This window comes from Amycolatopsis sp. NPDC052450 (assembly GCF_044547565.1).
Taxonomy (GTDB): domain Bacteria; phylum Actinomycetota; class Actinomycetes; order Mycobacteriales; family Pseudonocardiaceae; genus Amycolatopsis.
In genome coordinates this window covers 256043-278965 of sequence record NZ_JBIUAQ010000005.1, presented here as the reverse complement: position 1 = coordinate 278965, position 22923 = coordinate 256043, and the positions used below count along the sequence as shown (strand labels likewise).

At 67.8% G+C, this 22923-nt stretch carries 21 protein-coding genes; 17 read left to right on the top strand and 4 right to left on the bottom strand.

What is annotated here, in order from left to right; genetic code table 11:
- The first annotated feature begins 66 nt into the window (after positions 1-66).
- From ACIHAO_RS12065 to nuoN, 17 genes are all read left to right on the top strand, one after another.
- On the top strand, positions 67-837 hold the full coding sequence (locus ACIHAO_RS12065) for a BTAD domain-containing putative transcriptional regulator (RefSeq protein ID WP_396557069.1): 771 nt from the start codon (positions 67-69) through the stop codon (positions 835-837).
- A 69-nt stretch (positions 838-906) separates the two neighbouring features.
- Complete coding sequence (locus tag ACIHAO_RS12060) at positions 907-1611, top strand: demethylmenaquinone methyltransferase (protein WP_396557067.1); 705 nt, start codon at positions 907-909, stop codon at positions 1609-1611.
- Complete coding sequence (locus tag ACIHAO_RS12055) at positions 1608-2894, top strand: geranylgeranyl reductase family protein (RefSeq protein ID WP_037332937.1); 1287 nt, start codon at positions 1608-1610, stop codon at positions 2892-2894. Before ACIHAO_RS12060 ends, ACIHAO_RS12055 begins: the two co-directional genes overlap by 4 nt.
- 587 nt (positions 2895-3481) lie before the next feature.
- Positions 3482-3889 (top strand): NADH-quinone oxidoreductase subunit A, encoded by a 408-nt coding sequence (locus tag ACIHAO_RS12050; RefSeq protein WP_125789053.1) that lies wholly within the window; start codon positions 3482-3484, stop codon positions 3887-3889.
- A 6-nt stretch (positions 3890-3895) separates the two neighbouring features.
- Positions 3896-4444, top strand: coding sequence for an NADH-quinone oxidoreductase subunit B family protein (locus ACIHAO_RS12045; protein ID WP_005151847.1), 549 nt, complete (start codon positions 3896-3898; stop codon positions 4442-4444).
- 5 nt (positions 4445-4449) lie between these two features.
- Positions 4450-5217: an NADH-quinone oxidoreductase subunit C gene (locus ACIHAO_RS12040; protein WP_396557064.1), complete on the top strand. Its 768-nt coding sequence runs from the start codon at positions 4450-4452 to the stop codon at positions 5215-5217.
- On the top strand, positions 5214-6584 hold the full coding sequence (locus ACIHAO_RS12035; protein WP_396557062.1) for an NADH-quinone oxidoreductase subunit D: 1371 nt from the start codon (positions 5214-5216) through the stop codon (positions 6582-6584). The genes ACIHAO_RS12040 and ACIHAO_RS12035 overlap by 4 nt, the downstream gene beginning before the upstream one ends.
- Positions 6581-7453 carry an NADH-quinone oxidoreductase subunit NuoE gene (gene nuoE, locus ACIHAO_RS12030; RefSeq protein WP_396557060.1) on the top strand — a complete coding sequence of 291 codons (873 nt, stop codon included), beginning with the start codon at positions 6581-6583 and terminating at the stop codon, positions 7451-7453. The genes ACIHAO_RS12035 and nuoE overlap by 4 nt, the downstream gene beginning before the upstream one ends.
- Entirely contained in the window at positions 7453-8733 is a 1281-nt protein-coding gene (nuoF, locus tag ACIHAO_RS12025; RefSeq protein WP_396557058.1) for an NADH-quinone oxidoreductase subunit NuoF, read from the top strand. The genes nuoE and nuoF overlap by 1 nt, the downstream gene beginning before the upstream one ends.
- Positions 8730-11216, top strand: coding sequence for an NADH-quinone oxidoreductase subunit G (locus ACIHAO_RS12020; RefSeq protein WP_396557056.1), 2487 nt, complete (start codon positions 8730-8732; stop codon positions 11214-11216). The genes nuoF and ACIHAO_RS12020 overlap by 4 nt, the downstream gene beginning before the upstream one ends.
- A complete protein-coding gene (gene nuoH / locus ACIHAO_RS12015) occupies positions 11213-12550 on the top strand; it encodes an NADH-quinone oxidoreductase subunit NuoH (RefSeq protein ID WP_396557054.1) in 1338 nt (445 codons plus the stop codon). The genes ACIHAO_RS12020 and nuoH overlap by 4 nt, the downstream gene beginning before the upstream one ends.
- Positions 12537-13076: an NADH-quinone oxidoreductase subunit NuoI gene (nuoI, locus tag ACIHAO_RS12010; protein WP_125788710.1), complete on the top strand. Its 540-nt coding sequence runs from the start codon at positions 12537-12539 to the stop codon at positions 13074-13076. Before nuoH ends, nuoI begins: the two co-directional genes overlap by 14 nt.
- A complete protein-coding gene (locus ACIHAO_RS12005; protein ID WP_396557052.1) occupies positions 13073-13918 on the top strand; it encodes an NADH-quinone oxidoreductase subunit J in 846 nt (281 codons plus the stop codon). Before nuoI ends, ACIHAO_RS12005 begins: the two co-directional genes overlap by 4 nt.
- Positions 13915-14214, top strand: coding sequence for an NADH-quinone oxidoreductase subunit NuoK (gene nuoK, locus ACIHAO_RS12000; protein ID WP_101612053.1), 300 nt, complete (start codon positions 13915-13917; stop codon positions 14212-14214). Before ACIHAO_RS12005 ends, nuoK begins: the two co-directional genes overlap by 4 nt.
- 64 nt (positions 14215-14278) lie before the next feature.
- A complete protein-coding gene (gene nuoL / locus ACIHAO_RS11995) occupies positions 14279-16177 on the top strand; it encodes an NADH-quinone oxidoreductase subunit L (RefSeq protein WP_396557050.1) in 1899 nt (632 codons plus the stop codon).
- Entirely contained in the window at positions 16177-17727 is a 1551-nt protein-coding gene (locus ACIHAO_RS11990; protein ID WP_396557048.1) for an NADH-quinone oxidoreductase subunit M, read from the top strand. The genes nuoL and ACIHAO_RS11990 overlap by 1 nt, the downstream gene beginning before the upstream one ends.
- Positions 17728-17730: 3 nt before the next feature.
- The gene (nuoN, locus tag ACIHAO_RS11985) at positions 17731-19296 is read left to right on the top strand and encodes an NADH-quinone oxidoreductase subunit NuoN (protein WP_396557046.1); all 1566 of its coding nucleotides are present in this window, start codon (positions 17731-17733) and stop codon (positions 19294-19296) included.
- Between the two features lie 71 nt (positions 19297-19367).
- On the opposite strand, the gene ACIHAO_RS11980 is transcribed toward nuoN, so the two are convergent.
- Genes ACIHAO_RS11980 through ACIHAO_RS11965 form a run of 4 tightly spaced genes read right to left on the bottom strand, consistent with a single transcriptional unit; the run spans position 19368 to position 22470 of the window.
- A complete protein-coding gene (locus ACIHAO_RS11980) occupies positions 19368-20087 on the bottom strand; it encodes an ESX secretion-associated protein EspG (RefSeq protein ID WP_396557044.1) in 720 nt (239 codons plus the stop codon).
- Positions 20088-20114: 27 nt separating this feature from the next.
- Positions 20115-21449 (bottom strand): PPE domain-containing protein, encoded by a 1335-nt coding sequence (locus ACIHAO_RS11975; protein WP_396557042.1) that lies wholly within the window; start codon positions 21447-21449, stop codon positions 20115-20117.
- The gene (locus ACIHAO_RS11970; protein WP_396557040.1) at positions 21449-22054 is read right to left on the bottom strand and encodes a DUF3558 domain-containing protein; all 606 of its coding nucleotides are present in this window, start codon (positions 22052-22054) and stop codon (positions 21449-21451) included. Before ACIHAO_RS11970 ends, ACIHAO_RS11975 begins: the two co-directional genes overlap by 1 nt.
- Positions 22054-22470 (bottom strand): hypothetical protein, encoded by a 417-nt coding sequence (locus ACIHAO_RS11965; protein ID WP_396557038.1) that lies wholly within the window; start codon positions 22468-22470, stop codon positions 22054-22056. Before ACIHAO_RS11965 ends, ACIHAO_RS11970 begins: the two co-directional genes overlap by 1 nt.
- Between the last annotated feature and the right edge of the window lie 453 nt (positions 22471-22923).

The following is a 22923-nucleotide window of genomic DNA, read 5'->3' as shown; positions in this document are numbered from 1 at the left end:
CTTTGTATCTCTTTTGTACAACCGGCATTCATCGTCCCCTCACGCCATCGAGCGAGAGGACGGCACGTGAGGTTCGAAGTACTGGGAACGTTCAGCATCTCCACCGGTTCGCGGTCGGTCCCGCTGCACGGCCGGATGAGAAGGACGCTCCTCGGCGTGCTGCTGGTCCGCGCGAACACCTTCGTACCGGTGAACGTGCTCACCGAGGCCCTGTGGGAGAGCAAGTGGGAGCCACGGGCGGTGCCGAAGCTGCACTGGCACGTCCACAAGCTGCGGCAGGCCCTGCCCGAAGGCGACCGGCTCGGCTTCGACAACGGCGGCTACCGGCTGGAGGTCCATCCCGGCGAACTCGACGTCGAGACCTTCGAGACGCTGGCAGGCCAGGCGCTGAAGTCCGCGGACCCCGCGCAGCGCGCCTCACTGATCCGGCAGGCCCTCACGCACTGGCACGGCGCGCCCTACGACGGCTTGGACGTCCCGCTGCTTTCGGACGAGACGATGCGCCTCTCGGAGCACCGTCTGGTCCTGCTCGAAGAGCTCTACCAGGCCGAACTCGACCTCGGGCGGCACGCGAGCGCGGCCGTCGAGCTGGCGGATCTGGTGCGGCGGAACCCGTTGCGGCAGCGTGCCCAGTACCTCCTGATGGAAGCTCTTTGGCGGGCCGGGCGCACCTCCGACGCGTTGGCGGCGTACCGGCGGGCGCGCCGGGTCTCGGTCGATCAGCTCGGCCTCGAACCGGGGCCGGAACTGCGGTTGCTGGAGCGGAGGATCCTCGCCGGTGAGGTCGCGGGGGCCGGTGCGCACCGTGCCCCGGCGTTGCTTCACCGGGCCAGGTGAACCTACGGCGCGTCGCTTTGCTCCCGCTTGGCCGACGTGTCTCAGTGCGGGCGAGTTAGTGTTTGAGGCATGTCCCGAGCGAGTCTTGACAAGGATCCGCACGAAGTCGCCGCCATGTTCGACGACGTCGCGGACGGCTACGACCGCGCGAATTCGTTCATGACCTTCGGCTTCGACCGCCGCTGGCGCACCATCACCGGCCGGGTGCTGGACGCCAAACGCGGCGAGAAGGTGCTGGACCTCGCGGCGGGCACCGGCGTGTCCACCGTCGAGTACGCGCGCAACGGCGCCTGGTGTCTCGCGGCGGACTTCTCGGTCGGCATGCTCAGGGCGGGCAAGCACCGCGGCGTCCCCATGGTGGCCGCCGACGCGATGAAGCTGCCGTTCGCCGACGAGAGCTTCGACGCGGTCACCATCTCGCTCGCGCTGCGGAACTTCGTCGACACCAAGGCCGCGCTCACCGAGATCGCGCGGGTGGTCAAACCGGGCGGCAGGCTGGTGATCTGCGAGGTGTCGACGCCCACATTCCCGCCGATCCGGTTCCTGCACCGGAAGTTCATCGCGAAGCTGCTCACCTGGGTCGGCGCGCGGACCTCGTCGAACCCCGAGGCCTACTCCTACCTGGCCGAATCCATGCTGGCCTGGCCTGATCAGCGGACGCTCGGGGAGATCATCGCGAGCGCCGGGTGGACCGAGGTGGAGTGGCTGAACCTCACGTTCGGCGTCGTCGCCATCCACCGCGCCAAAAAGCCCTCCGTAAACTCGCGGCCATGACACGTCGCAACGCAGACCACGACGCCGAGGTCATCGTCGTCGGTGCCGGACCGGCCGGCTCCACCGCCGCCACGTACCTCGCCCGCGCGGGCGTCGACGTGCTGCTGCTGGAGAAGACCGAGTTCCCGCGCGAGAAGGTGTGCGGCGACGGCCTGACCCCGCGCGGCGTCAAGCAGCTCATCGACCTGGGGATCGACACCAGCGAGGACGCGGGCTGGGTGCACAGCCGGGGCCTGCGGATCCTCACCGGCGAGCTCACGCTGGAGCTCGACTGGCCGGACCTGACCAGCTACCCGCCGTACGGCGTTTCGCGCACCCGTCAGGACTTCGACGACCTGCTCGCGAAGACCGCCGTCAAGGCGGGCGCGCGGCTCTACGAGCGCACCACCGTCACCGGCGCCATCACCAGCCCGACCGGCCGTGTGATCGGCGTCGAGGCGAAGGTCGGCCCGGAGAAGACGCCGGTGAGCTACCGCGCTCCGCTGGTGCTGGCCTGCGACGGCGTCTCCGCGCGGCTGGCGCTGAGCGTCGGCATCCAGAAGAACGAGAAGCGCCCGATGGGTGTCGCGGTGCGGCAGTACTACAAGAGCCCGCGTCACGACGACCCGTTCATCGAGGGCCACCTGGAGCTGTGGGACCGCTCGGACCCGCGCGACCCCAAGCTGCTGCCCGGCTACGGCTGGGCGTTCCCGCTCGGCGACGGCACGGTGAACGTCGGCCTCGGCATGCTGTCGACGTCGGCCGCGTTCCGCAGCACCGACTACCGCGCGCTGCTGCGCCAGTGGCTCGACGGAACGCCCGAGGAATGGGGCTACCGCGAAGAGAACGCCATCGGCAAGGTCGGCGGCGCCGGTCTCCCGATGGGCTTCAACCGCACCCCGCACTACCGCGACGGCCTGCTGCTGCTCGGCGACGCCGGCGGCATGGTCAGCCCGTTCAACGGCGAGGGCATCTCGGCCGCGATGGAGTCCGCGCAGCTGGCGTCGGAGTTCGTCGTGCAGGCGTTGGCGCGCCGCGAAGGCCCGTCCCGTGAGCGGGCGCTGGAGGGCTACCCGCGCGCGGTCGGCGAGCTGATGGGTGGCTACTACCGGCTCGGCAACGTGTTCGCGAAGCTGATCGGGAAGCCGAAGGTCATGCACGCCGCGACGAAGTACGGGCTGCGGATCAACTCGATCCTTCCGTTGGTCTACAAGGGACTCTCGGGCTGCTACGACGCCAAGGGCGGGGACGGCGTCGACCGCCTCATCGCCGCGCTGGCCCGCGCGACGCCCTCTCCGCGCTGACGCCGGGCTGAAGGGGCCCTTCGCCGCATCTCGCGCGGCGAAGGGCCTTTCGTCGGTGCTGGGGCGTCGTGAGTGGTAAGTGTCGTTAGAACGACACTTACCACTCACGACCCACCCGGCCCACGCCTCCATCGCAGGCCGCTCGCCCCGCCCCGACCTGCGTGGGTCCCACACGTCTGGACCAGTCACGGGTACGCCGGGCAGTGGTATCGGTCACAGGACAAATGCGGTCAAGCGGCCTCGGGAAGCCGATCTTGGGAACGACGTCGCAGGTCACCGGTACCGCACGCCGGAAGTAACCGTACTGGCCGTGCGGCCAAGTTAGGGCAGCCTTATAGCACGGGGCCTAGGGACAAGAATGTGAGTCACGTCCTACACTCGCCCCATGCTTTGTGAATCGCTTCACATCCTCGACGGGAGGCTTGTGAACTATTTCACAAGCAAGGGGGCCGTCATGCACGGCCCGTAAGGGTTGCCTAACCCTCGGAGGTGTGACCCAGGTGACTTAGGGTGCCGACCGAGGGAAGCGGTGAACCCCGACTCGAAAACCGCAGCGGCGCGGAAAGGATGGCGAAAACCCCGTGCTGATGTTGCCCGTGCTGACCCAGGCGAGCACCCCTTCGGTGCCCAACCTGGACATGTACCTCCCCCTGGTCCTCTTGTTCGTCCTCGCTCTCGGCTTCGCGGTGCTCTCGGTGCTGCTCGGCCCGCTGGTCGGCCCGAGCCGCCCCAACAGGGCGAAGACCGCGGCCTACGAATGCGGTATCGAACCGTCGCCGCAGCCGGTCGTCGGCGGCGGCCGGATGCCGGTCGCGTACTACATCACCGCGATGCTGTTCATCCTGTTCGACATCGAGATGGTCTTCCTCTACCCGTTCGCGGTCTCCGCGGACGCGCTGGGCATGTTCGGCCTGGTGGAGATCGTGCTGTTCATCGCGACGGTCGGTTTCGCGTACGCCTACGTATGGCGTCGCGGCGGCCTGGATTGGAACTAGAGAAGCATGGGCCTCGAAGAAAAACTCCCCAACGGCATCCTGCTCGCCAGCCTTGAAGGCCTGGTCAACTGGGCGCGCAAGAACTCGATGTGGCCCGCCACCTTCGGTCTCGCCTGCTGCGCGATCGAGATGATGACCGTCGGCGGTTCCCGTTACGACATCGCGCGTTTCGGCATGGAGCGCTTCAGCGCGACGCCGCGCCAGGCGGATCTGATGATCGTCGCCGGCCGCGTCACGCAGAAGATGGCGCCGGTCCTCCGCCAGATCTACGACCAGATGGCCGAGCCCAAGTGGGTCCTGGCGATGGGCGTCTGCGCCTCGTCCGGCGGGATGTTCAACAACTACGCCGTGGTGCAGGGCGTCGACCACATCGTCCCGGTCGACATGTACCTCCCCGGCTGCCCGCCGCGCCCCGAAATGCTGCTCGACGCGATCCTGAAGCTGCACGCCAAGATCCAGGACGAGCCGATCAACGCCCGCCGGGCCGCGATCCGCGCCGCCAGCGGTGAGCGCACCGAGCTGATCGCCTCCTCGATCAAGTACGCGAAGAAGTGAGCGACGTGCCCGAAGACAACACCCCCGAAGAGACCCCGGAGACGGGCGGCGAGCAGTCCAGCGCCGACCGTCCCGAAGGCGGCCTCGAGCCGCAAGGCACCCGCCCGGCCGAGCCGGTCGTCACCGGTAAAGAGCGCCAGGGCATGTTCGGCGTGCGCGGCACCGGTGACACCTCCGGTTACGGCGGCGTCCGCCTCCCCGCGTACAGCCCGCCCCCGGCGGAGCGCCCGTACGGCGGCTGGTTCGACGAGTTCGCCGACGAGTTCTACGCGGCCTTGGCGGACAACAAGATCCCGGCGAACGCGGTCCTGCAGACCACGGTCGACCGCGGTGAGATCACCTTCTACGTCGCCCGCGAGCACCTCGTCGAGATCGCCAAGATCCTGCGCGACGACACCGGTCTCCGCTTCGAACTGCTCAGCTCCGTCTCCGGCGTGGACTACGGCGTCGACGTCCCGCAGCGGCTGCACTCGGTCTACCACTTCACGTCGATGACCTACCGCCGCCGCATCCGGCTCGAGGTCACCCTCGACATCGAAGACCCGCACGTCCCGTCGCTGGTCGGGGTCTACCCGACGGCCGACTGGCAGGAGCGGGAAACCTGGGACATGTTCGGCATCGTCTACGACGGCCACCCGGCGCTGACCCGCATCCTCATGCCGGACGACTGGGACGGCCACCCCCAGCGCAAGGACTACCCGCTCGGCGGGATCCCGGTCGAATACAAGGGCGCGGAGATCCCGCCGCCGGACCAGCGGAGGTCGTACTCGTGAGCACCGAACACCTCTCCGACGTGACCACAGGCACCGACACTTCGCCTGAGGGCAGCGACAGCGTCCCCGAAGCCGACTCCCGCGAGACCACCGAAGGCCGCGTCTACACCGTTTCCGGTGGTGACTGGGAAGACGTCATCGAGGACTCCCGCCACGACGAGCGCATGGTCATCAACATGGGCCCGCAGCACCCGTCGACGCACGGCGTGCTCCGGCTCGTGCTGGAGATGGAGGGCGAGACCGTCACCCAGCTCCGCTCGGTCATCGGCTACCTGCACACCGGGATCGAGAAGAACTGCGAGTACCGCACCTGGACCCAGGGCGTCACCTTCGTGACGCGCATGGACTACCTCGCGCCGCTCTCGACCGAGATGGCGTACTGCCTCGGTGTCGAGAAGCTGCTCGGCATCCAGGCCCCGCGCCGCGCCGAACTGCTGCGCGTGATGCTGCTGGAGATCAACCGCATCGGCTCGCACCTGGTCTACATCGCCACCGGCGGTATGGAACTCGGTGCCACCACGGCGATGACGCTCGGCTTCCGTGAGCGCGAAGAGGTCCTGCACCTGCTGGAGCACCTCACCGGTCTCCGGATGAACCACGCGTTCATCCGCCCCGGCGGCCTCGCCCAGGACATGCCCGCCGACTACCAAGAGGTGGTCAGCGCGTTCGTCAAGACGATGGACGAGCGGCTTCCCTTGTACGACAAGCTCTTCACCGGTCAGCCGATCTGGCGCAACCGGCTCAAGGGCGTCGGGTACCTGCCGGTCGACGCCTGCCTCGCGCTCGGTGTCACCGGCCCGGTGCTGCGCAGCGCCGGTCTGCCGTGGGACATGCGCAAGACCGAGCCGTACTCCCGCTACGACGAGTTCGAGTTCGACATCCCGACCTCGACCGACGCGGACTGCTGGGCGCGGTACCTGCTGCGTGTCGAGGAGATGCACCAGAGCCTGCGGATCATCAAGCAGTGCCTGAAGAAGCTCGAACCGGGCCCGGTCATGGTCGAGGACAAGAAGGTCGCCTGGCCGGCGCAGCTCTCGATCGGCAGCGACGGCATGGGCAACTCGCTCGAGCACGTCCGCAAGATCATGGGCCAGTCGATGGAATCGCTGATCCATCACTTCAAACTGGTCACCGAGGGCTTCAAGGTCCCGCCGGGCCAGACCTACACGTCGGTGGAATCGCCGCGCGGCGAACTCGGCGTGCACCTGGTCTCCGACGGCGGCACCCGGCCGCTGCGGGTCCACGTGCGCGAACCGAGTTTCGTGAACCTGCAGTCGATGCCCGCGATGGCCGAAGGCGGCCTGGTGGCGGACGTGATCGCCGCCATCGCCTCGATCGACCCCGTCATGGGGGGAGTGGACCGTTGAGCACCCAGCCCGGAACGACACCGACGCCCGAGCCCGGCACCAGCCTGGCCGAGCAGACCCACATCGCCGCCGGTGGCGACGTCGACGTGATCGCGATCGCGCCGGATCCCGCCGAGGCGGAGGGGATCCTGGAGAACGCGAAGCTCGAAGACATCTTCGACGCCGACACCTACGCCAAGGCGCGGAACCTGATCTCGCGGTACCCGCAGTCCCGGTCGGCGCTGCTGCCGCTGCTGCACCTGGTGCAGTCGGTGCAGGGGTACGTGAGCCAGGAGGGCATCGCCTTCTGCGCCGCGCAGCTGGACCTGTCCGACGCCGAAGTCAGCGCGGTCGCGACGTTCTACACCATGTACAAGCGCCGCCCGTGCGGCGAGCACCTGGTGAGCGTCTGCACCAACACGCTCTGCGCGGCCATGGGCGGCGACGCGATCTACAAGAAGCTCCAGACGCATCTCGGTTCCGAAGAGAAGCCGTTGGGGCACAACGAGACCGCGGGGACGCCGAACGAGCCCGGCTCGATCACCCTCGAACACGCCGAATGCCTCGCGGCCTGTGACCTCGCCCCGGTCATCCAGGTCAACTACGAGTACTTCGACAACCAGACCGAGGACAAGGCCGTCGCGCTGGTCGACGCGTTGCAGGCGGGCAAGAAGCCCGCCCCGACGCGCGGCGCGCCGCTGACGAACTTCAAGGGCGCCGAACTGCAGCTCGCCGGGTTCTTCCCGGAGGACGCGCAGCAGTACCGCACGGACGTCGACGGTCCTTCGCAGGCCGTCGAAACCCTGCGGGGCGCGCAGGTCGCGCAGGACCGCGGCTGGACCGCGCCCGCGATGAAGGACGTGGCCCTGCCGGAAGTGGAGAAAAAGTAATGGCCGATCCCATCACTCCGGTCCTCACGAAGCGCTGGCTTTCGCCCAACTCCTGGACGATCCAGTCCTACGAGGCCCTCGAGGGCTACACCGCGATCCGCAAGGCGCTCAAGGCCACTCCCGAGCAGATCGTCCAGCTGGTCAAGGACTCCGGCCTCCGCGGCCGTGGCGGCGCGGGCTTCCCCGCCGGCATCAAGTGGTCCTTCATGCCGCCGAACGAGGACAAGCCGCACTACCTCGTCATCAACGCCGACGAGGGCGAGCCGGGCACCTGCAAGGACATCCCGCTGATGATGGCGGACCCGCACTCGCTGATCGAGGGCTGCATCATCGCCTCGTACGCGATGCGTTCGCACCACTGCTTCATCTACGTCCGCGGCGAGGCGCTGCACTGCATCCGCCGTCTCAACGCGGCCGTGCGCGAGGCGTACGAAGCGGGCTACCTCGGCAAGAACATCCTCGACTCCGGATTCGACCTCGACATCACCGTGCACGCGGGCGCCGGGGCGTACATCTGCGGCGAGGAGACGGCGCTGCTGGACTCCCTGGAGGGCCGTCGCGGCCAGCCGCGGCTCAAGCCGCCGTTCCCGGCCGCCGCGGGCCTCTACGCCGCGCCGACCACGGTGAACAACGTCGAGACCATCGCCAGCGCGCCGTACATCATCAACGGCGGTTCCGACTGGTTCCGCCAGATGGGCCGCGAGAAGTCGCCCGGTCCGAAGATCTACTCGATCTCCGGCCACGTCGAGAAGCCCGGCCAGTACGAATGCCCGCTCGGCACCACGCTGCGCGAACTGCTGGACATGGCGGGCGGCATGAAGGACGGCGTCCCGCTGAAGTTCTGGACGCCGGGTGGTTCGTCCACGCCGATGTTCACCAAGGAACACCTCGATGTTCCGCTGGACTTCGAAGGCGCGGCGGAAGCCGGGTCGATGCTGGGCACGACGGCCGTGCAGGTCTTCAACGAGACCGTTTCCGTGCCGTGGGCCGTGATGAAGTGGACGCAGTTCTACGAGCACGAGTCCTGCGGCAAGTGCACGCCGTGCCGCGAGGGCACGTACTGGCTGGCGCAGATCCTGGAGCGCATGGTCGAGGGCCACGGCACCGAGGAGGACATCGACACCCTGCTCGACGTCTGCGACAACATCCTCGGCCGCTCGTTCTGCGCACTCGGCGACGGCGCGGTCTCGCCGATCCAGAGCGGGATCAAGTACTTCCGGGATGAATTCCTGGCTTTGTGTCAAGCAAACAAGCGCGAATTGGTGGGGGCGCAGGCATGACGATCGCACCCGACAAGCCCGAAACGTCCACAGAGGACATTCCGGTTCCCGAAGGCCACGTCAAGCTGGTCATCGACGGTGAAACGGTCATCGCGCCCAAGGGCGAGCTGCTGATCCGCACCGCCGAACGGCTCGGCACGGTCATCCCGCGCTTCTGCGACCACCCGCTGCTCGACCCGGCCGGGGCCTGTCGCCAGTGCCTGGTCGAGGTCGAAATGGGCGGCCGTCCGATGCCGAAGCCGCAGGCCTCGTGCACCATGACGGTCGCCGACGGCATGGTCGTGAAGACCCAGCTGACCTCCGCCGTCGCGGACAAGGCCCAGCAGGGTGTGATGGAGCTGCTGCTCATCAACCACCCGCTGGACTGCCCGGTCTGCGACAAGGGCGGCGAATGCCCGCTGCAGAACCAGGCGCTCGCGCACGGCCGCGCGGAATCCCGTTTCGTCGACACGAAGCGGACGTTCCCGAAGCCGCTGCCGATCTCCTCGCAGGTGCTGCTGGACCGCGAGCGTTGCGTGCTCTGCCAGCGCTGCACCCGGTTCTCCCGCGAGATCGCCGGCGACCCGTTCATCGAGCTGCTCGAACGCGGCGCCCACCAGCAGATCGGTACCGCGGAGACCGCGGACGTGCTGGACCTGGCTTCGCGGACGACGTCGGGCCAGCCGTTCCAGTCGTACTTCTCCGGCAACGTCATCCAGATCTGCCCGGTCGGCGCGCTGACGTCGGCCGCGTACCGGTTCCGTTCGCGGCCGTTCGACCTGGTGTCCGCGCCGAGCGTGTGCGAGCACTGCTCGTCCGGCTGCGCCGAGCGGACCGACTTCCGCCGCGGCAAGGTCATGCGGAAGCTCGCGGGCGACGACCCCGAGGTCAACGAAGAGTGGATCTGCGACAAGGGCCGCTTCGCCTTCCGCTACGCCACCGCCGATGACCGCATCCGCCGTCCGCTGATCCGCAACGCCGACGGCGTGCTGGAAGAGGCTTCCTGGACCGACGCGCTGCGCGCGGCCGCCGCCGGGCTCGCCGAGGCACGGGACGGCAAGGGTGCCGCGGTGCTCACCGGTGGCAGGTTGACCGTCGAGGACGCCTACGCGTACTCGAAGTTCGCGCGGATCGCCTTGGGCACCAACGACATCGACTTCCGGGCGCGGCCGCACTCGGCCGAGGAGCTCGGGTTCCTCGCGTCGCACGTGGTCGGGACGACGCCGGAAAGCGGCGTCACCTTCGGCGAGATCGAGCGGGCACGCACGGTGCTGTGCGTCGCGTTCGAGCCGGAGGACGAGGCGCCGATCGTGTTCCTGCGGCTGCGCAAGGCGGCTCGCAAGAACCGCACCCGCGTCGTCCACTTGGGACAGTGGACCACCTCCTCGGTCAGCAAGACCTTCGGTGAACTGCTGGCCTGCGCGCCGGGTGCCGAGGCCGCCGCGATCGACGGCATCGCGCAGCACGCGCAGGACGTCGACCAGGCGCTTTCGGCTGAGGGTTCGGTGATCCTCGTCGGCGAGCGTGCCGCCGAGGTCCCCGGTCTGTTCTCGGCCCTGCACCGGCTGGTGGAGCGCACCGGCGCCCGGCTCGCGTGGATCCCGCGTCGCGCGGGTGAACGCGGTGCCCTGGCGGCGGGCGCGGCGCCGACGCTGCTGCCCGGTGGCCGTCCGGTCACCGACGACGCGGCTCGCGCCGAAATCGAAAAGGCTTGGGGCGTCACGCTTTCCGCCACGGCGGGCCGCGACACCACCGCCATCCTCAAGGCCGCTTCCGGTCAGGACATCGACGGCCTGCTGGTCGGCGGCGTCGACCCGGACGACCTGCCGGACCCGGACCTGGCCCGCCGCGCCCTCGAGAACGCGAAGTTCGTCGTGAGCCTGGAACTGCGGCACAGCGGGGTCACCGAACACGCGGACGTCGTCCTCCCGATCGCCCCGGCGGTCGAGAAGGCGGGCAGCTACCTGAACTGGGAAGGCCGCCGCCGCGAGTTCGCCGTCACCCTCGAAGGCACCGGCGCCCTGCCGGACTGCCGGGTGCTCGACACCCTCGCCGTCGAGATGGACGCGGACATCTTCACGCAGACCCCGGCCGCCGCTGCCGCCGATCTCGCGAAGCTGCCCGCGCGTGAGATGAAGGACTCCTTCATTGCAGATTTCGCAATGAAGGACGCTTTCATCGCACGTCCGGAGGCGGGGAACGGTCAGGTTCTCCTCGCCACCTGGCGGCAGCTGATCGACAACGGTTCGCTGCAGGACGGCGAGCCGCACCTCAAGGGCACCCAGCGCGAGGTCGTCGCCAAGCTCTCGGCGAAGACCGCCGAAGGCTTGGGCAAGACCGTCAAGGTCTCCACCGAACGCGGTTCCATCACGTTGCCGATCGAGGTCGCGGACCTGCCGGACGGCGTCGTGTGGCTCCCGGGCAACTCCGACGGCTCCGCCGTCCGCGCCTCTCTCGGCGCGGGTCACGGTTCGGCCGTCACCCTCACCGGAGGTGAGAAGTGACTCCGTTGCTCAGCCAGATGCCGGACGCCGCCGAGCGGGCGGCGCTGCTGGCCGACGACCCGTTGTGGCTGGTCCTGATCAAGACGGTCGTCATCCTGCTGATCGGCCCGATCCTGACGATCTTCCTGATCGTCTGGGAGCGCAAGGCCGTCGGCCGGATGCAGAACCGTCCCGGCCCCAACCGGGTCGGGCCCGGCGGCTACCTGCAGTCCCTCGCGGACGCGATCAAGCTGCCGTTCAAGGAACAGATCATCCCGGACACCGCCGACCGCAAGGTGTACTTCCTCGCGCCGGTGATCTCCGCGGTGCCGGCGCTGATCGCGCTGGCCGCGATCCCGTTCGGCCCGGTGGTTTCGATCTTCGGCGAGCGCACCACGCTCCAGCTGGTCGATCTGCCGGTCGGCGTGCTGGTGATCCTCGCCTGCTCCTCGATCGGCGTGTACGGCCTGGTGCTGGCCGGCTGGTCGTCCGGCTCCCCGTATCCGCTGCTCGGTGGGCTGCGAAGCGCGGCTCAGGTGATCTCCTACGAGATCGCGATGGGTCTGTCCATTGTGGGCGTCATCCTCTACGCGGGTTCGATGTCGACGTCGGCGATCGTCGAGTCGCAGCAGAGCGGCTGGTACTTCTACCTGCTGCTGCCGAGTTTCGTGATCTACCTGATCTCCATGGTCGGCGAGACCAACCGCGCGCCGTTCGACCTCCCCGAGGCCGAATCCGAGCTGGTCGGCGGTTTCCACACCGAGTACAGCTCGATGAAGTTCGCGATGTTCTTCCTCGCCGAGTACGTCAACATGGTGATCGTTTCGGCGTTCGCGACCACGTTGTTCCTCGGCGGCTGGAAGTTCCCGTTCGTCGGCGCCGACCACGTCCTCAACCAGGGCTGGCTCCCGCTGCTGTGGTTCACGGCCAAGCTGTTCATCCTGCTGTTCGGGTTCATCTGGCTGCGCGGCACGCTGCCGCGGCTGCGGTACGACCAGTTCATGCGGCTGGGCTGGAAGGTCCTGGTGCCGGTCAACCTGGTCTGGATCGTCGTGATCGTCACGGTCCGCGCGATCAAGAACTCGGGCGGCCTCTCCACCCCGCAGATCCTCATCGGCGGCGGCGCGCTCATCCTCGTCGTCGTCATCCTGAGCCTGCTGCTGCCCGACAAGAAGGTTCCGGACGACGACTACGTCCCGGTGACCGGTGGCGGATTCCCGGTGCCGCCGCTCGACCTGCAGGTTCCGGACCAGACTCCGCGTCAGAAGGCCCTCGCGAAGGCCGAAGCCCGGGCTGCCAAGCGCAAGCCCGCGGCGGTTTCCAGTGGAAGGGAGGCCGGCGATGGGGATGTTTGATCCCATCAAGGGTTTCGGTGTCACCTTCGGGATGATGTTCAAGAAGGTCGCCACCGAGGAGTACCCGGAGGCAGGCGCCCCCGCCGCTCCGCGTTACCACGGCAGGCACCAGCTGAACCGGCACCCGGACGGGCTGGAGAAATGCGTCGGCTGCGAGCTGTGCGCGTGGGCCTGCCCGGCGGACGCGATCTTCGTCGAAGGCGGCGACAACACCGAAGAGGCACGGTTCTCGCCCGGTGAGCGGTACGGCGCCGACTACCAGATCAACTACCTGCGCTGCATCGGCTGCGGGTTGTGCGTCGAGGCCTGCCCGACCCGGTCACTGACGATGATCAACTTCTACGAGCTGGCCGACGACGACCGGCAGCGGTTGATCTACACCAAGGAAGACCTCCTCGCGCCGCTGCTGCCCGGGATGGAGCAGCCGCCGCACCCGATGCGGCTCGGCGACAACGAGCAGGACTACTACGTGAACGGCCCCGAGCTGGCTCGCAAGCCCGCTGAGAGCACGGAGGCCGTCCAGTGATCACGGCTTTCCTCGCCCAGACCGACGTTTCGGCCGGGATCACCACCGGCGAGACCATCGCGTTCTGGGTGCTCGGCCCGCTCGCGCTGCTCGGCGGGCTCGGCATGATCTTCTCCCGCAACGCCGTGCACTCGGCGCTGTGGCTGGTCCTCACGATGCTGTGCCTCGGCGCGCTGTACATGATCCAGCAGGCGCCGTTCCTCGGCTTCACGCAGATCATCGTCTACACCGGCGCGATCATGATGCTGTTCCTGTTCGTGCTGATGATGGTCGGCAGGGAGAGCTCGGACTCGGTCGTCGAAGTCCTGCGCGGGCAGCGGGTCATGGCGACCCTGCTCGGCATCGGCGTCGGTGGACTGCTCGCGGCCGGTCTCGCCCGTTCGCTGGCCAACGTCACCCCGGCGATGCCGCTCGACCCGGCGAACCTCGACGGCGGTGGCCCCGGCGGCCTGGGACGGCTCATCTTCACCAAGTACCTGTTCCCGTTCGAGCTCACGTCGGCGCTGCTGATCACCGCCGCGCTCGGCGCGATGGTGCTCGCCTTCACCGACCGGCACGCCAAGGGCGGCAAGAAGAACCAGAAGGAACTCGTCGTCGACCGGTTCACCGGCAAGCACGACCGGCCTTCGCCGCTGCCCGGCCCGGGTGTCTTCGCGACGGCCAACTCGATCGCCACTCCCGCGCTGCTGCCGGACGGTTCGATCGCGCCGGAGTCGCTCTCGGACATCATCGAGTCCACTTCGGCCTCGCGGCTGGAAGACGAGCGCAAGCAGGTCGCGGGTTCGACCGACGGCCCGGACGCCCACGCGCTCGTAGGTAAGAAAGAAGGGGACGAGGAATGACCCCGACGTACTACCTGCTCCTGTCCGCGCTGCTGTTCACCATCGGCGCGGTCGGGGTGCTGGTGCGCCGCAACGCGATCGTCGTGTTCATGTGCATCGAGCTGATGCTGAACGCGGCGAACCTGTCCCTGGTCACGTTCGCCCGGATCAACGGCGGGCTCGACGGCCAGGTGATGGCGTTCTTCGTGATGGTCGTGGCCGCCGCGGAGGTCGTGGTGGGGCTGGCGATCATCATGGCGATCTTCCGCACCCGGCGCTCGGCCTCGGTCGACGACACCAACCTGCTGAAGTACTAGTGCCGCCTCATCCCCACCGCCCGCCCTTGACGGACGCGCTCCGCGCGACTGATTGGATCCGAGAGTGACCGCATCATCGTGGCTGCTGGTGGCTTTTCCCGCCCTCGGCGCCCTTATTCTTCTGCTGGCCGGTAAACGAGCCAGGGGCTGGGGACATCTCCTCGGCAGTGCGACCGTCTCACTGTCCTTTGTGTACGGCCTGATTCTCTTCTTCACGGCCGACACGAAGAACGTCGCGGACGTCAAACTGTTCTCCTGGATCCCGGTTTCGGCGCTGCAGGTCGACTTCGGGCTCCGGATCGACGCGCTTTCGCTGACGTTCGTGCTGCTGATCACCGGCGTCGGCATGCTGATCCACTTCTATTCGATCGGCTACATGGCCGAGGACCGCGATCGGTCGAGGTTCTTCGCGTACCTCAACCTGTTCGTCGCCTCGATGCTGATCCTGGTGCTGGGCAACAGCTTCGTGACGCTGTACCTCGGCTGGGAAGGCGTCGGTCTCGCGTCGTACCTGCTCATCGGCTGGTACCAGGACCGCCCGTCCGCGGCCACCGCGGCGAAGAAGGCGTTCCTGATGAACCGCGTCGGTGACGTCGGGCTCGCGCTGGCGATCTTCCTGATGTTCAAGTACGTCGGGAGCACCGGTTACGCCGAGGTCTTCGGCGCGATCGACAAGATCCCGGCCGGCGCTATCACCGCCATCGCGATCCTGCTGCTGCTGGGCGCCTGCGGTAAATCCGGTCAGTTCCCGTTGCAGGCATGGCTTCCGGACGCGATGGAGGGCCCGACCCCGGTCTCGGCCCTCATCCACGCGGCGACGATGGTCACCGCCGGCGTCTACCTGGTCGCCCGCGCGCACGAGATCTTCAACGCCACCCCGGACGGCCGCCTGATCGTCACCCTCGTCGGGACGGTCACGCTGCTGATCGGGTGCATCATCGGCTGCGCCTACGACGACATCAAGAAGGTCCTGGCGTACTCCACGGTCAGCCAGATCGGGTACATGATGCTCGCCGTCGGCCTCGGGCCGATCGCCTACGCGCTCGGCATCATGCACCTGGTCGCGCACGGTTTCTTCAAGGCCGGGCTGTTCCTCGGGGCCGGTTCGGTCATGCACGCCATGAACGACGAGGTCGACATGCGGAAGTACGGCGGCCTGCGCAAGCACATGCCGGTCACCTTCTGGACCTTCGCGCTCGGTTACCTCGCCCTGATCGGCATCCCGCCGCTGTCCGGCTTCTTCACCAAGGACGCGATCATCGAAGCGGCGCTGTCCCAGGGCGGCTGGCGCGGCTGGGTGATGGGTGGCGCGGCACTGCTCGGCGCCGGGCTCACCGCGTTCTACATGACCCGCCTGATGGTGATGACCTTCTTCGGCAAGGAACGCTGGAAGGAGATCAAGAGCTCCGACGGCCGCGACTTCCACCCGCACGAATCGCCCGCGGTGATGAAGTGGCCGATGATCATCCTGGCGATCGGCTCGATCGGCGCTGGTGCGTTCTTCGCCCTCGGCGACCGGTTCGCCGAATGGCTCGCCCCGGTGGTCGGACCGCTCGAAGAGGGCGGCCACAGCGTCATTCCGCATCTGCTGGTCCCGTTCCTCACCGTGGCGCTGTCGGTCCTCGGCGCGGTGGCCGCGTGGCTCTTCGTCGGGCGTAAGGACGTTCCGGTGGAACGCCCCGAGCGGGTCTCGGCCGTGGTCAAGGCCGCGCGCAACGACCTCTACGGCAACACCCTGAACGAGACGCTGGTCGCCCGTCCGGGCACCTGGCTCGCCCGCGCACTGGTCTACGTGGACAACCGCGGGGTCGACGGCGCGGTCAACGGCCTCGCCGCCGCACTCGGCGGCGGATCCGGGCGCCTGCGCCGCCTTCAGACCGGCTTCGTCCGCTCGTACGCACTGTCCATGCTGGGCGGCACATTCCTGCTTCTGGCGGCACTCCTGCTGGTGAGGTTCTCCTGATGACCTGGGTACTCGCAACCATCCTGCTGCCGCTGGCCGGCGCCGCGGTCGTCGCGGGGATGAAGAAGAACGACAGGCTGGCGACGCTGACCGCGCTCGTGGTGTCGCTCCTGACGTTCCTGCTGGTGATCCCGATGTGGGCGAGCTACGTGCCCTCGGGGGACCGGATCCAGCAGAAGTCCTCGATGGACTGGATCCCGAACTTCGGCATCCACATCTCGTTCGGCATCGACGGCATCGCGCTGGTGATGATCGCGGTCATCGGACTGCTGGTGCCGATCGTGGTCGGCGCGCTGGGGCTGACCGACAAGCTCCCGGCCGGGCGCTCGGCGGGCGGTTTCCTCTCGCTGATCCTGGTGCAGGAGGCGCTGACCATCGCGGTGTTCGCCGCGACCGACGTCTTCCTGTTCTACGTGCTGTTCGAGATCATGCTGATCCCGATGTACTTCCTGATCGGCGGCTACGGCGGCGCGAACCGGCAGTACGCGGCGGTCAAGTTCTTCCTGTACTCGTTCCTCGGCGGCCTGATCATGCTGGCCTCGGCCATCGGGGCCTATTCGATGGCGTCGGACGAACTCGGCAAGGGCACCTTCGACTGGGAAACGCTCGTCACCGTCGTCCGCGACGCCCCGCTGGGGACGCAGATCTGGCTGTTCATCGGGTTCTTCCTCGCGTTCGCGATCAAGGCCCCTTTGGTGCCGTTCCACACCTGGCTGCCGGACGCCGCGGGCCAGGCGCCCATCGGCGTCGCGGTGCTGCTGGTCGGTGTGCTGGACAAGGTCGGCACGTTCGGCTTCCTGCGCTACTGCCTCCCGATGTTCCCGGAGGCCAGCAAGGAACTCGCGCCGTGGGTGCTGGTGCTCGCCGTCGCGGGTGTCCTTTACGGATCGATCCTCGCGGCCGGGCAACGCGACATGAAGCGCTTCATCGCCTACGTGTCGATCGCCCACTTCGGCTTCATCGCGCTGGGCATCTTCACCTTCAACGAGCAGGCGATGGTCGGCTCGGTGTCGTACATGCTCAACCACAGCCTCGCCACCGGCATGCTGATCGTGGTCGTCGGCCTGATCGTGATGCGCGGCGGATCCACCAGGATCTCCGACTACGGCGGTATGGCGAAGGTGACCCCGCTGCTCGGCGGGATGCTGCTCATCGCCGGTCTGTCCACTTTGTCCCTGCCCGGCACCAACTCCTTCATCAGTGAGTTCCTGGTGCTGCTGGGGTCCTTTGTGGACTACCCGGTGTACACGATCATCGCGACGGTCGGCATGGTGCTGGCCGCGGCGTACGTGCTCTGGCTCTACCAGCGTGTCATGCAGGGCCCCGTCCGTGGTGACGCCCTCATCGGCGCCGGCGGTGGCCCTGGCACGGCGATCGCTCCCGAACTCGGGGCGACCAAGGCAATCAAGGACCTCGGCGGCCGGGAGATCGCGATCCTGGCGCCGATGGTCGTGCTGATCATCGCGCTCGGGTTCTACCCCAAGCCGGTGCTCGACACGATCACCCCGTCGGTGCAGGCGACGATGTCGTCCGTGCAGGGAGGCAAGTAAACAGTGCTCTTCTTGACTCAGGCGCCACCGGTGAAGTTGCCGTCGATCGACTACTTCGCCGTCACGCCGATCCTGATCATCCTCGGGGCCGCATGTGTCAGCGTGCTGTTCGAGGCATTCCTGCCCAAGCACATGCGGTGGCCGTCGCAGGTCTTCCTGTCCCTGGTCGGGATCGGCGCGGCGGGTGTCTTCCTGGCCTGGTACGCCAGTACTTCCGCGCCGAAGAACGGCATCACGACCTTCAGCGACGCGATCGCCGTCGACCGGCCGTCGCTGTTCCTGTGGGGCACGCTGCTGGCGCTGGCGCTGGGCGCGGTGCTGCTGATCGCGGACCGCTCGGTCGAGCCGGGCGGCGCGTTCGTCGCGCAGGCCGGTATCCGGCCCGGCACGCTGCAGGACCGCGCGCAGGTCGGCACCACCGGCATGCAGACCGAGGTCTTCCCGCTGACGCTGTTCGCGCTCGGCGGCATGATGTCGTTCGTCGCGGCCAACGACCTGCTCACCATGTTCATCGCGCTCGAGGTGCTGAGCCTGCCGCTGTACCTGATGTGCGGGCTCGCCCGTCGCCGTCGCCTGCTTTCGCAGGAGTCGGCGGTCAAGTACTTCCTGCTTGGCGCGTTCTCGTCGGCGTTCTTCCTCTACGGTCTGGCGCTGCTGTACGGCTACGCGAACTCCGTGAAACTGTCGGACATCGCCAACGCCGCCGCCGGTTCGGATCGTTCGGACACGCTGCTGTTCGCCGGGCTCGGGCTGGTCGCGGTCGGTCTGTTGTTCAAGGGTTCGGTCGGTCCGTTCCACACCTGGACCCCGGACGTCTACCAGGGCGCGCCGACCCCGGTCACCGCGTTCATGGGCGCCTGCACCAAGGTCGCCGCGTTCGGCGGGATCCTGCGGGTGTTCCAGGTGGCGTTCGAGTCGACGAGCTGGGAATGGCGCGGCGTGCTCTGGGGCGTCGCGATCATCTCGATGCTGATCGGCGCGGTGCTGGGTCTCACGCAGACCGACGTGAAGCGCATGATCGCCTACTCGTCCATCGCGCACGCCGGGTTCCTGCTCGTGGGTGCGATCGCGATGACCGAAGAAGGCCTGTCGAGCACACTGTTCTACCTGCTGGCCTACGGCTTCACCACGCTCGCCGCGTTCGGTGTCGTCTCGCTGGTGCGGGACTCGAACGGCGAGGCGACGCACCTGTCCGCCTGGGCCGGGTTGGCGAAACGGTCCCCGGTGCTGGCCGGGGTGTTCACCTTCCTGCTTCTCGCGCTGGCCGGTATCCCGCTGACCAGTGGGTTCGTCGGCAAGTTCGTGGTGTTCTCGGCGGCCCTGTCCGACGGGATGGCGCCGCTGGTCGTCGTCGCCCTGGTCTTCAGCGCCGTCGCCGCGTTCTTCTACCTGCGCGTGATCGTGCTGATGTACTTCTCCGAGCCGGCGCCCGACGGCCCGACCGTCACCGTGCCCGGCGCGTTCACCACCACGGCGATCACGCTCGGCGTCATCGTCACGCTGGTGCTCGGCCTCATCCCGGCGTTCGCCCTCGACTGGGCGGGCTCCGGCGGCTTCGCCCTCAAGTAGTTTTCTTTGCGCGTGAAGGCCCCCTTCCCTCTGCTCAGCCGAGGGAAGGGGGGCCTTCACGCGTTTCGGGCTCAGTGGTCGAGGCTCGCGCACAGCGCGGCGACCTTTTGGGCCAGTAACGTGGGTTCGCCGGGGAGGACGGTGACGTACCGGTTCCGGGGAGAACCGCTCACGTGCATGGCCACCCGTCCGGCGTCGAGGTCCAGATACGTCAAGCCGTCGGTGGCCTCTGTGCGCTTTTCTCCGTTGGGACGCTTGGCCGCGGCGAAGAACCCGACACCGAAATAGGGCTGTTCGAAGACGTCGTCGAGCCACCGCGCGTCCCGGCTTCGCGAGTCCTTGATGTCGTCCTGGGGCAAGGAAAACGGTGTGAAACGCGCGGGCGGGTACTCGGGCAGGTTCAGCACGAGCGCCGCCGCGCGGTCGGAGGTCCGCACGCCTTTCAACCACACCCGGTTTCCTTCACAGATCGCGGTCACCGCGCCACGTCCACGCACGGCGACGAGCACGTTGTACTGCTCCGCCTCCGTTCGAACCGTCGCGTAATACTCGGTGTCCGGCCGGTCGAGTATGTGCAGGACGTCCTCGAAGTCGCTGGTCAGCCGCTTGCCCTCGGTGAACCCGAGCCCGCCGAGCTCCTCGAACGCCGCCCGGTCTTCACCGTTCCGCGACGACGGTGGGACGTACCGCAGCCCGCCCGCGAAGACCAGATGGGGATCTCCGCAGCCGGCGTGACGGAACGCGGTCAACAAGGTGTCGAGCGTGATCTCGACCGGGCGCGCGAGCACCACGTGTCTCCCTCCCCTGGGACTGTGGTGCTACCTCTGGTTCTCGCCGATCACCGGCGGCATCGGCTTTTCGGGGTAGCCGCCGAACGTCTCGTCGGGATCCGGGTTCTGGAGGTACGCCGGCGCCTTCTTCTCCTTGTCCTCCTCGCCCTTCCCGCGAGCGGCGCCGGGCGCCATCGGCATCCCGTTCGCCCCGCCACGACCCGCTGCTCCGGCCGTCCCCGCCGCGCCTCGGCCGCCGACGCCCTCAGCGGGCATCCCGGCACCGCTCCGGCCACCCGTCCCAGGCTGCCCGGTGCCGCCTGGGCCACCCCGATGCCCGCCTGCGGAACCGGGCCCGCCTGTCCCACCTGGACCTGGGACGCCACCGCCGGGCACCCCGGGCGGCTTGCCACTCGTGCCCGGACCGTAGGGCGCGGGCACGCCCGTACCCGGGCCGTACCCGGGCGGGAAGGCACCCGGGGTGTTGTAGGTGGGGTTCGGTTTGCCGGTGGGCCCGAAGTCGAGGTTCGCCGCCGGCGGCGCGACCGGAGTGCTCTGGGTCGGCGTGTACGAATTCGCGCGGGTCCCATCGTCCGGCTGCTGTGCGACCGGATGCGGCTGTCCTGGCTGCGACTGTCCCGGCTGATGCGGGTTCGGGTACTGACCCGGCTGGGCGCCTTGCCCAGGCTGGGGGCCGCTGTCTGCCGCGCCACCCGGCGCCGGTGTGCTCGGTCCACTGGGCCCACTGGGCCCACTTGGGCCTTGGTAGGGCTCGCCAACACGGTGTTCGCGTCCGTCGGAGCCGTCGCCGAAGCCCTTCACCGCCGGTTTGCCGGAGCCGCCGTCGTCCAAGGTCACGCTGCCGCCGGGATCGGTGAGCTGCGCGTACTGGGCGGGCAGCTCGTCACCGTTGGCGGTGCTGGCGGAGTGGTAAGACGCGAACGCGTCGATGTTGTGCTGGCTGTCGGCCTGGTACCCCTTGACCCGGTCCCAGTAGGTGAACGTGCCGCCGCCACCCATGAGGGCCTTGACGTCCTCGGCGGTCGGCGCGGGCTGCTCGGGCGGAACCGGCTTGACGGAGTTCTTGGCCGTGCCGAACGCGTCCATCTGCGCGCTGATCGCCGACTGCGCCACGGCGAGATGCATCGCATCGTCGTACGCGGCTTCCACGACGGGCTTCGTCGCGTCGGCGGCCGCGTCGCTGGCGCCACCCTGCCAGCCGGCAATGGTCTTCTGGGTGAGAGCAGTGAGCTTCTGCGCGCGCTCGTGGTGCTTGACGGTCAGGTTGAAGGCGGCACGCTGAGCCTCGGAGAGCGAACCGGCGCCTTCGCCCTTGGTGATCTGCTCGTAGATCTGGTCGGCGGTGAGCGGTCCTGCCGGCATCAGTTGCCCCCTCGGATGGTGGCCAGCACCCTGACTGCGGCTTCACGAGCAGCGGCGCAGGGATCCTTTGTGCCGACATTGGCTTCGGACTGAACCAAAGAGATACCGATGGTTTGCGTGTCGCTGGTTCCCAACGCTACCGAGCAGTCGCCTTTGGCCCGATTGTCGTTGACGTCGTATGCGGTCACCGGGTAACCGTCGATCGGTTCCAGTGGCTCGAGGAGTTTGTAGGTCGTTCCCTTGCCTTCGTAAAACTTCGCGGTGCCACTGTCCGGCAGGTCAGCGAAGATCGCGTCGATCAGAGGCCGGCTCGTTGAAGGGATGGACCACCTGCAGGCGGGGCCGGCACCACCATCTCGCGGCACGGTTTCGGTATCGGGGCCGAGGAGATCCTCGATCTGCGCTTTGGTCAAAGCGTCGCATGGGGCCCGCTTGAACCGTGCCACGTCAATCGGGTGCTCGACTTTGGGCACGCCAGGAGTCGAGGTCGACGGGTTCGGGCTGGTTCGCCCACTAGTGGGTGTAGGTGTGCCGTTGGTGGTGGGGGTCGAGCATGCCGCGAGGGCGAGCGTGGCCGCGCTGAGGACAAGGATGGTGCGCCGCATCAGACGATGCCCTTCGACTGCTGGTTGATGACTGTCTTCGCGTGGTCGTCCGCAGTGGCGTACTTGCCGAGAGCGGAAACGTACTTCTTGGCCATGTTCTCGCAGTAGGCGACACGCTGCTCAAGGGCCGCCACGAGTGCTTCGCCGGACTGCCGAGTGATGGCGGCATTGTCCCCACTGGCGAATTCCATTCCCGGCGGCCGGGCTACGGCGATCATCCGCGCATCAGCGAGGTCGTCCCTGTATTCCTTGGCCAGGTCAGACCACTCTTTCATCAGCTCGTGAAGGGTCGCCTCGTCGTACTTGAACCCCGCGCCTTCCGCGACGGGCGTCCCGTAGGAGCCCCCGGTGGGGCGGAAGCGATCGACTTCACTCCAGCGCAAGCCCGGCTCGTAGACCGGAGATCCCTCAGGCATGGCCATGCACCTCTGGCGCCTCGAATCGTTCCCCAGTGAATAGCCGAAGCCGCCCCGAATTCGCTGAAGTCACCGTCGTCATGTGCCCCTCCCGTGGCTACAAGGCGCGTCTCCCCGATGCACCCTGCGTAATCCGACGCCGGGAAGATTACCAGGGTTCCCGGGGCTGGGAATTCGTCCGAATAAAGGCCTGCTCCCTGATGAATAGCGCAAGCGAACCTGGTGACTATCCGTGAAACCATTCGGGTGAACCTGTCCCGGAAACGTGGTTCAAGCTGGTGGTCGGACCGGTGAATTCGTGCACTCTGTGTAATGAAGTTCAAAGAGTGATTCTCGGACCAGTTCTCGGATGCCTGTTGGCGGCTTGTGCGGATTCCGTGGAAATGCCTCCGCCGAGACCGCAGTTTCCGCAATGGCATCCGAAACAGTCGCGGCTCGTGACGAACAGGTCGT

Excerpts from the sequence above, each read along its gene's own strand:
- nuoI (WP_125788710.1), top strand. The coding sequence starts at position 12,537 with ATGGGGATGTTTGATCCCATCAAGGGTTTCGGTGTCACCTTCGGGATG.
- ACIHAO_RS12045 (WP_005151847.1), top strand. The coding sequence starts at position 3,896 with ATGGGCCTCGAAGAAAAACTCCCCAACGGCATCCTGCTCGCCAGCCTT.
- ACIHAO_RS12055 (WP_037332937.1), top strand. The coding sequence starts at position 1,608 with ATGACACGTCGCAACGCAGACCACGACGCCGAGGTCATCGTCGTCGGT.
- ACIHAO_RS12020 (WP_396557056.1), top strand. The coding sequence starts at position 8,730 with ATGACGATCGCACCCGACAAGCCCGAAACGTCCACAGAGGACATTCCG.
- ACIHAO_RS11970 (WP_396557040.1), bottom strand. The coding sequence starts at position 22,054 with ATGCGGCGCACCATCCTTGTCCTCAGCGCGGCCACGCTCGCCCTCGCG.
- ACIHAO_RS11965 (WP_396557038.1), bottom strand. The coding sequence starts at position 22,470 with ATGCCTGAGGGATCTCCGGTCTACGAGCCGGGCTTGCGCTGGAGTGAA.
- nuoF (WP_396557058.1), top strand. The coding sequence starts at position 7,453 with ATGGCCGATCCCATCACTCCGGTCCTCACGAAGCGCTGGCTTTCGCCC.
- nuoK (WP_101612053.1), top strand. The coding sequence starts at position 13,915 with ATGACCCCGACGTACTACCTGCTCCTGTCCGCGCTGCTGTTCACCATC.
- ACIHAO_RS12060 (WP_396557067.1), top strand. The coding sequence starts at position 907 with ATGTCCCGAGCGAGTCTTGACAAGGATCCGCACGAAGTCGCCGCCATG.
- ACIHAO_RS12050 (WP_125789053.1), top strand. The coding sequence starts at position 3,482 with ATGTTGCCCGTGCTGACCCAGGCGAGCACCCCTTCGGTGCCCAACCTG.
- ACIHAO_RS11975 (WP_396557042.1), bottom strand. The coding sequence starts at position 21,449 with ATGCCGGCAGGACCGCTCACCGCCGACCAGATCTACGAGCAGATCACC.
- ACIHAO_RS11990 (WP_396557048.1), top strand. The coding sequence starts at position 16,177 with ATGACCTGGGTACTCGCAACCATCCTGCTGCCGCTGGCCGGCGCCGCG.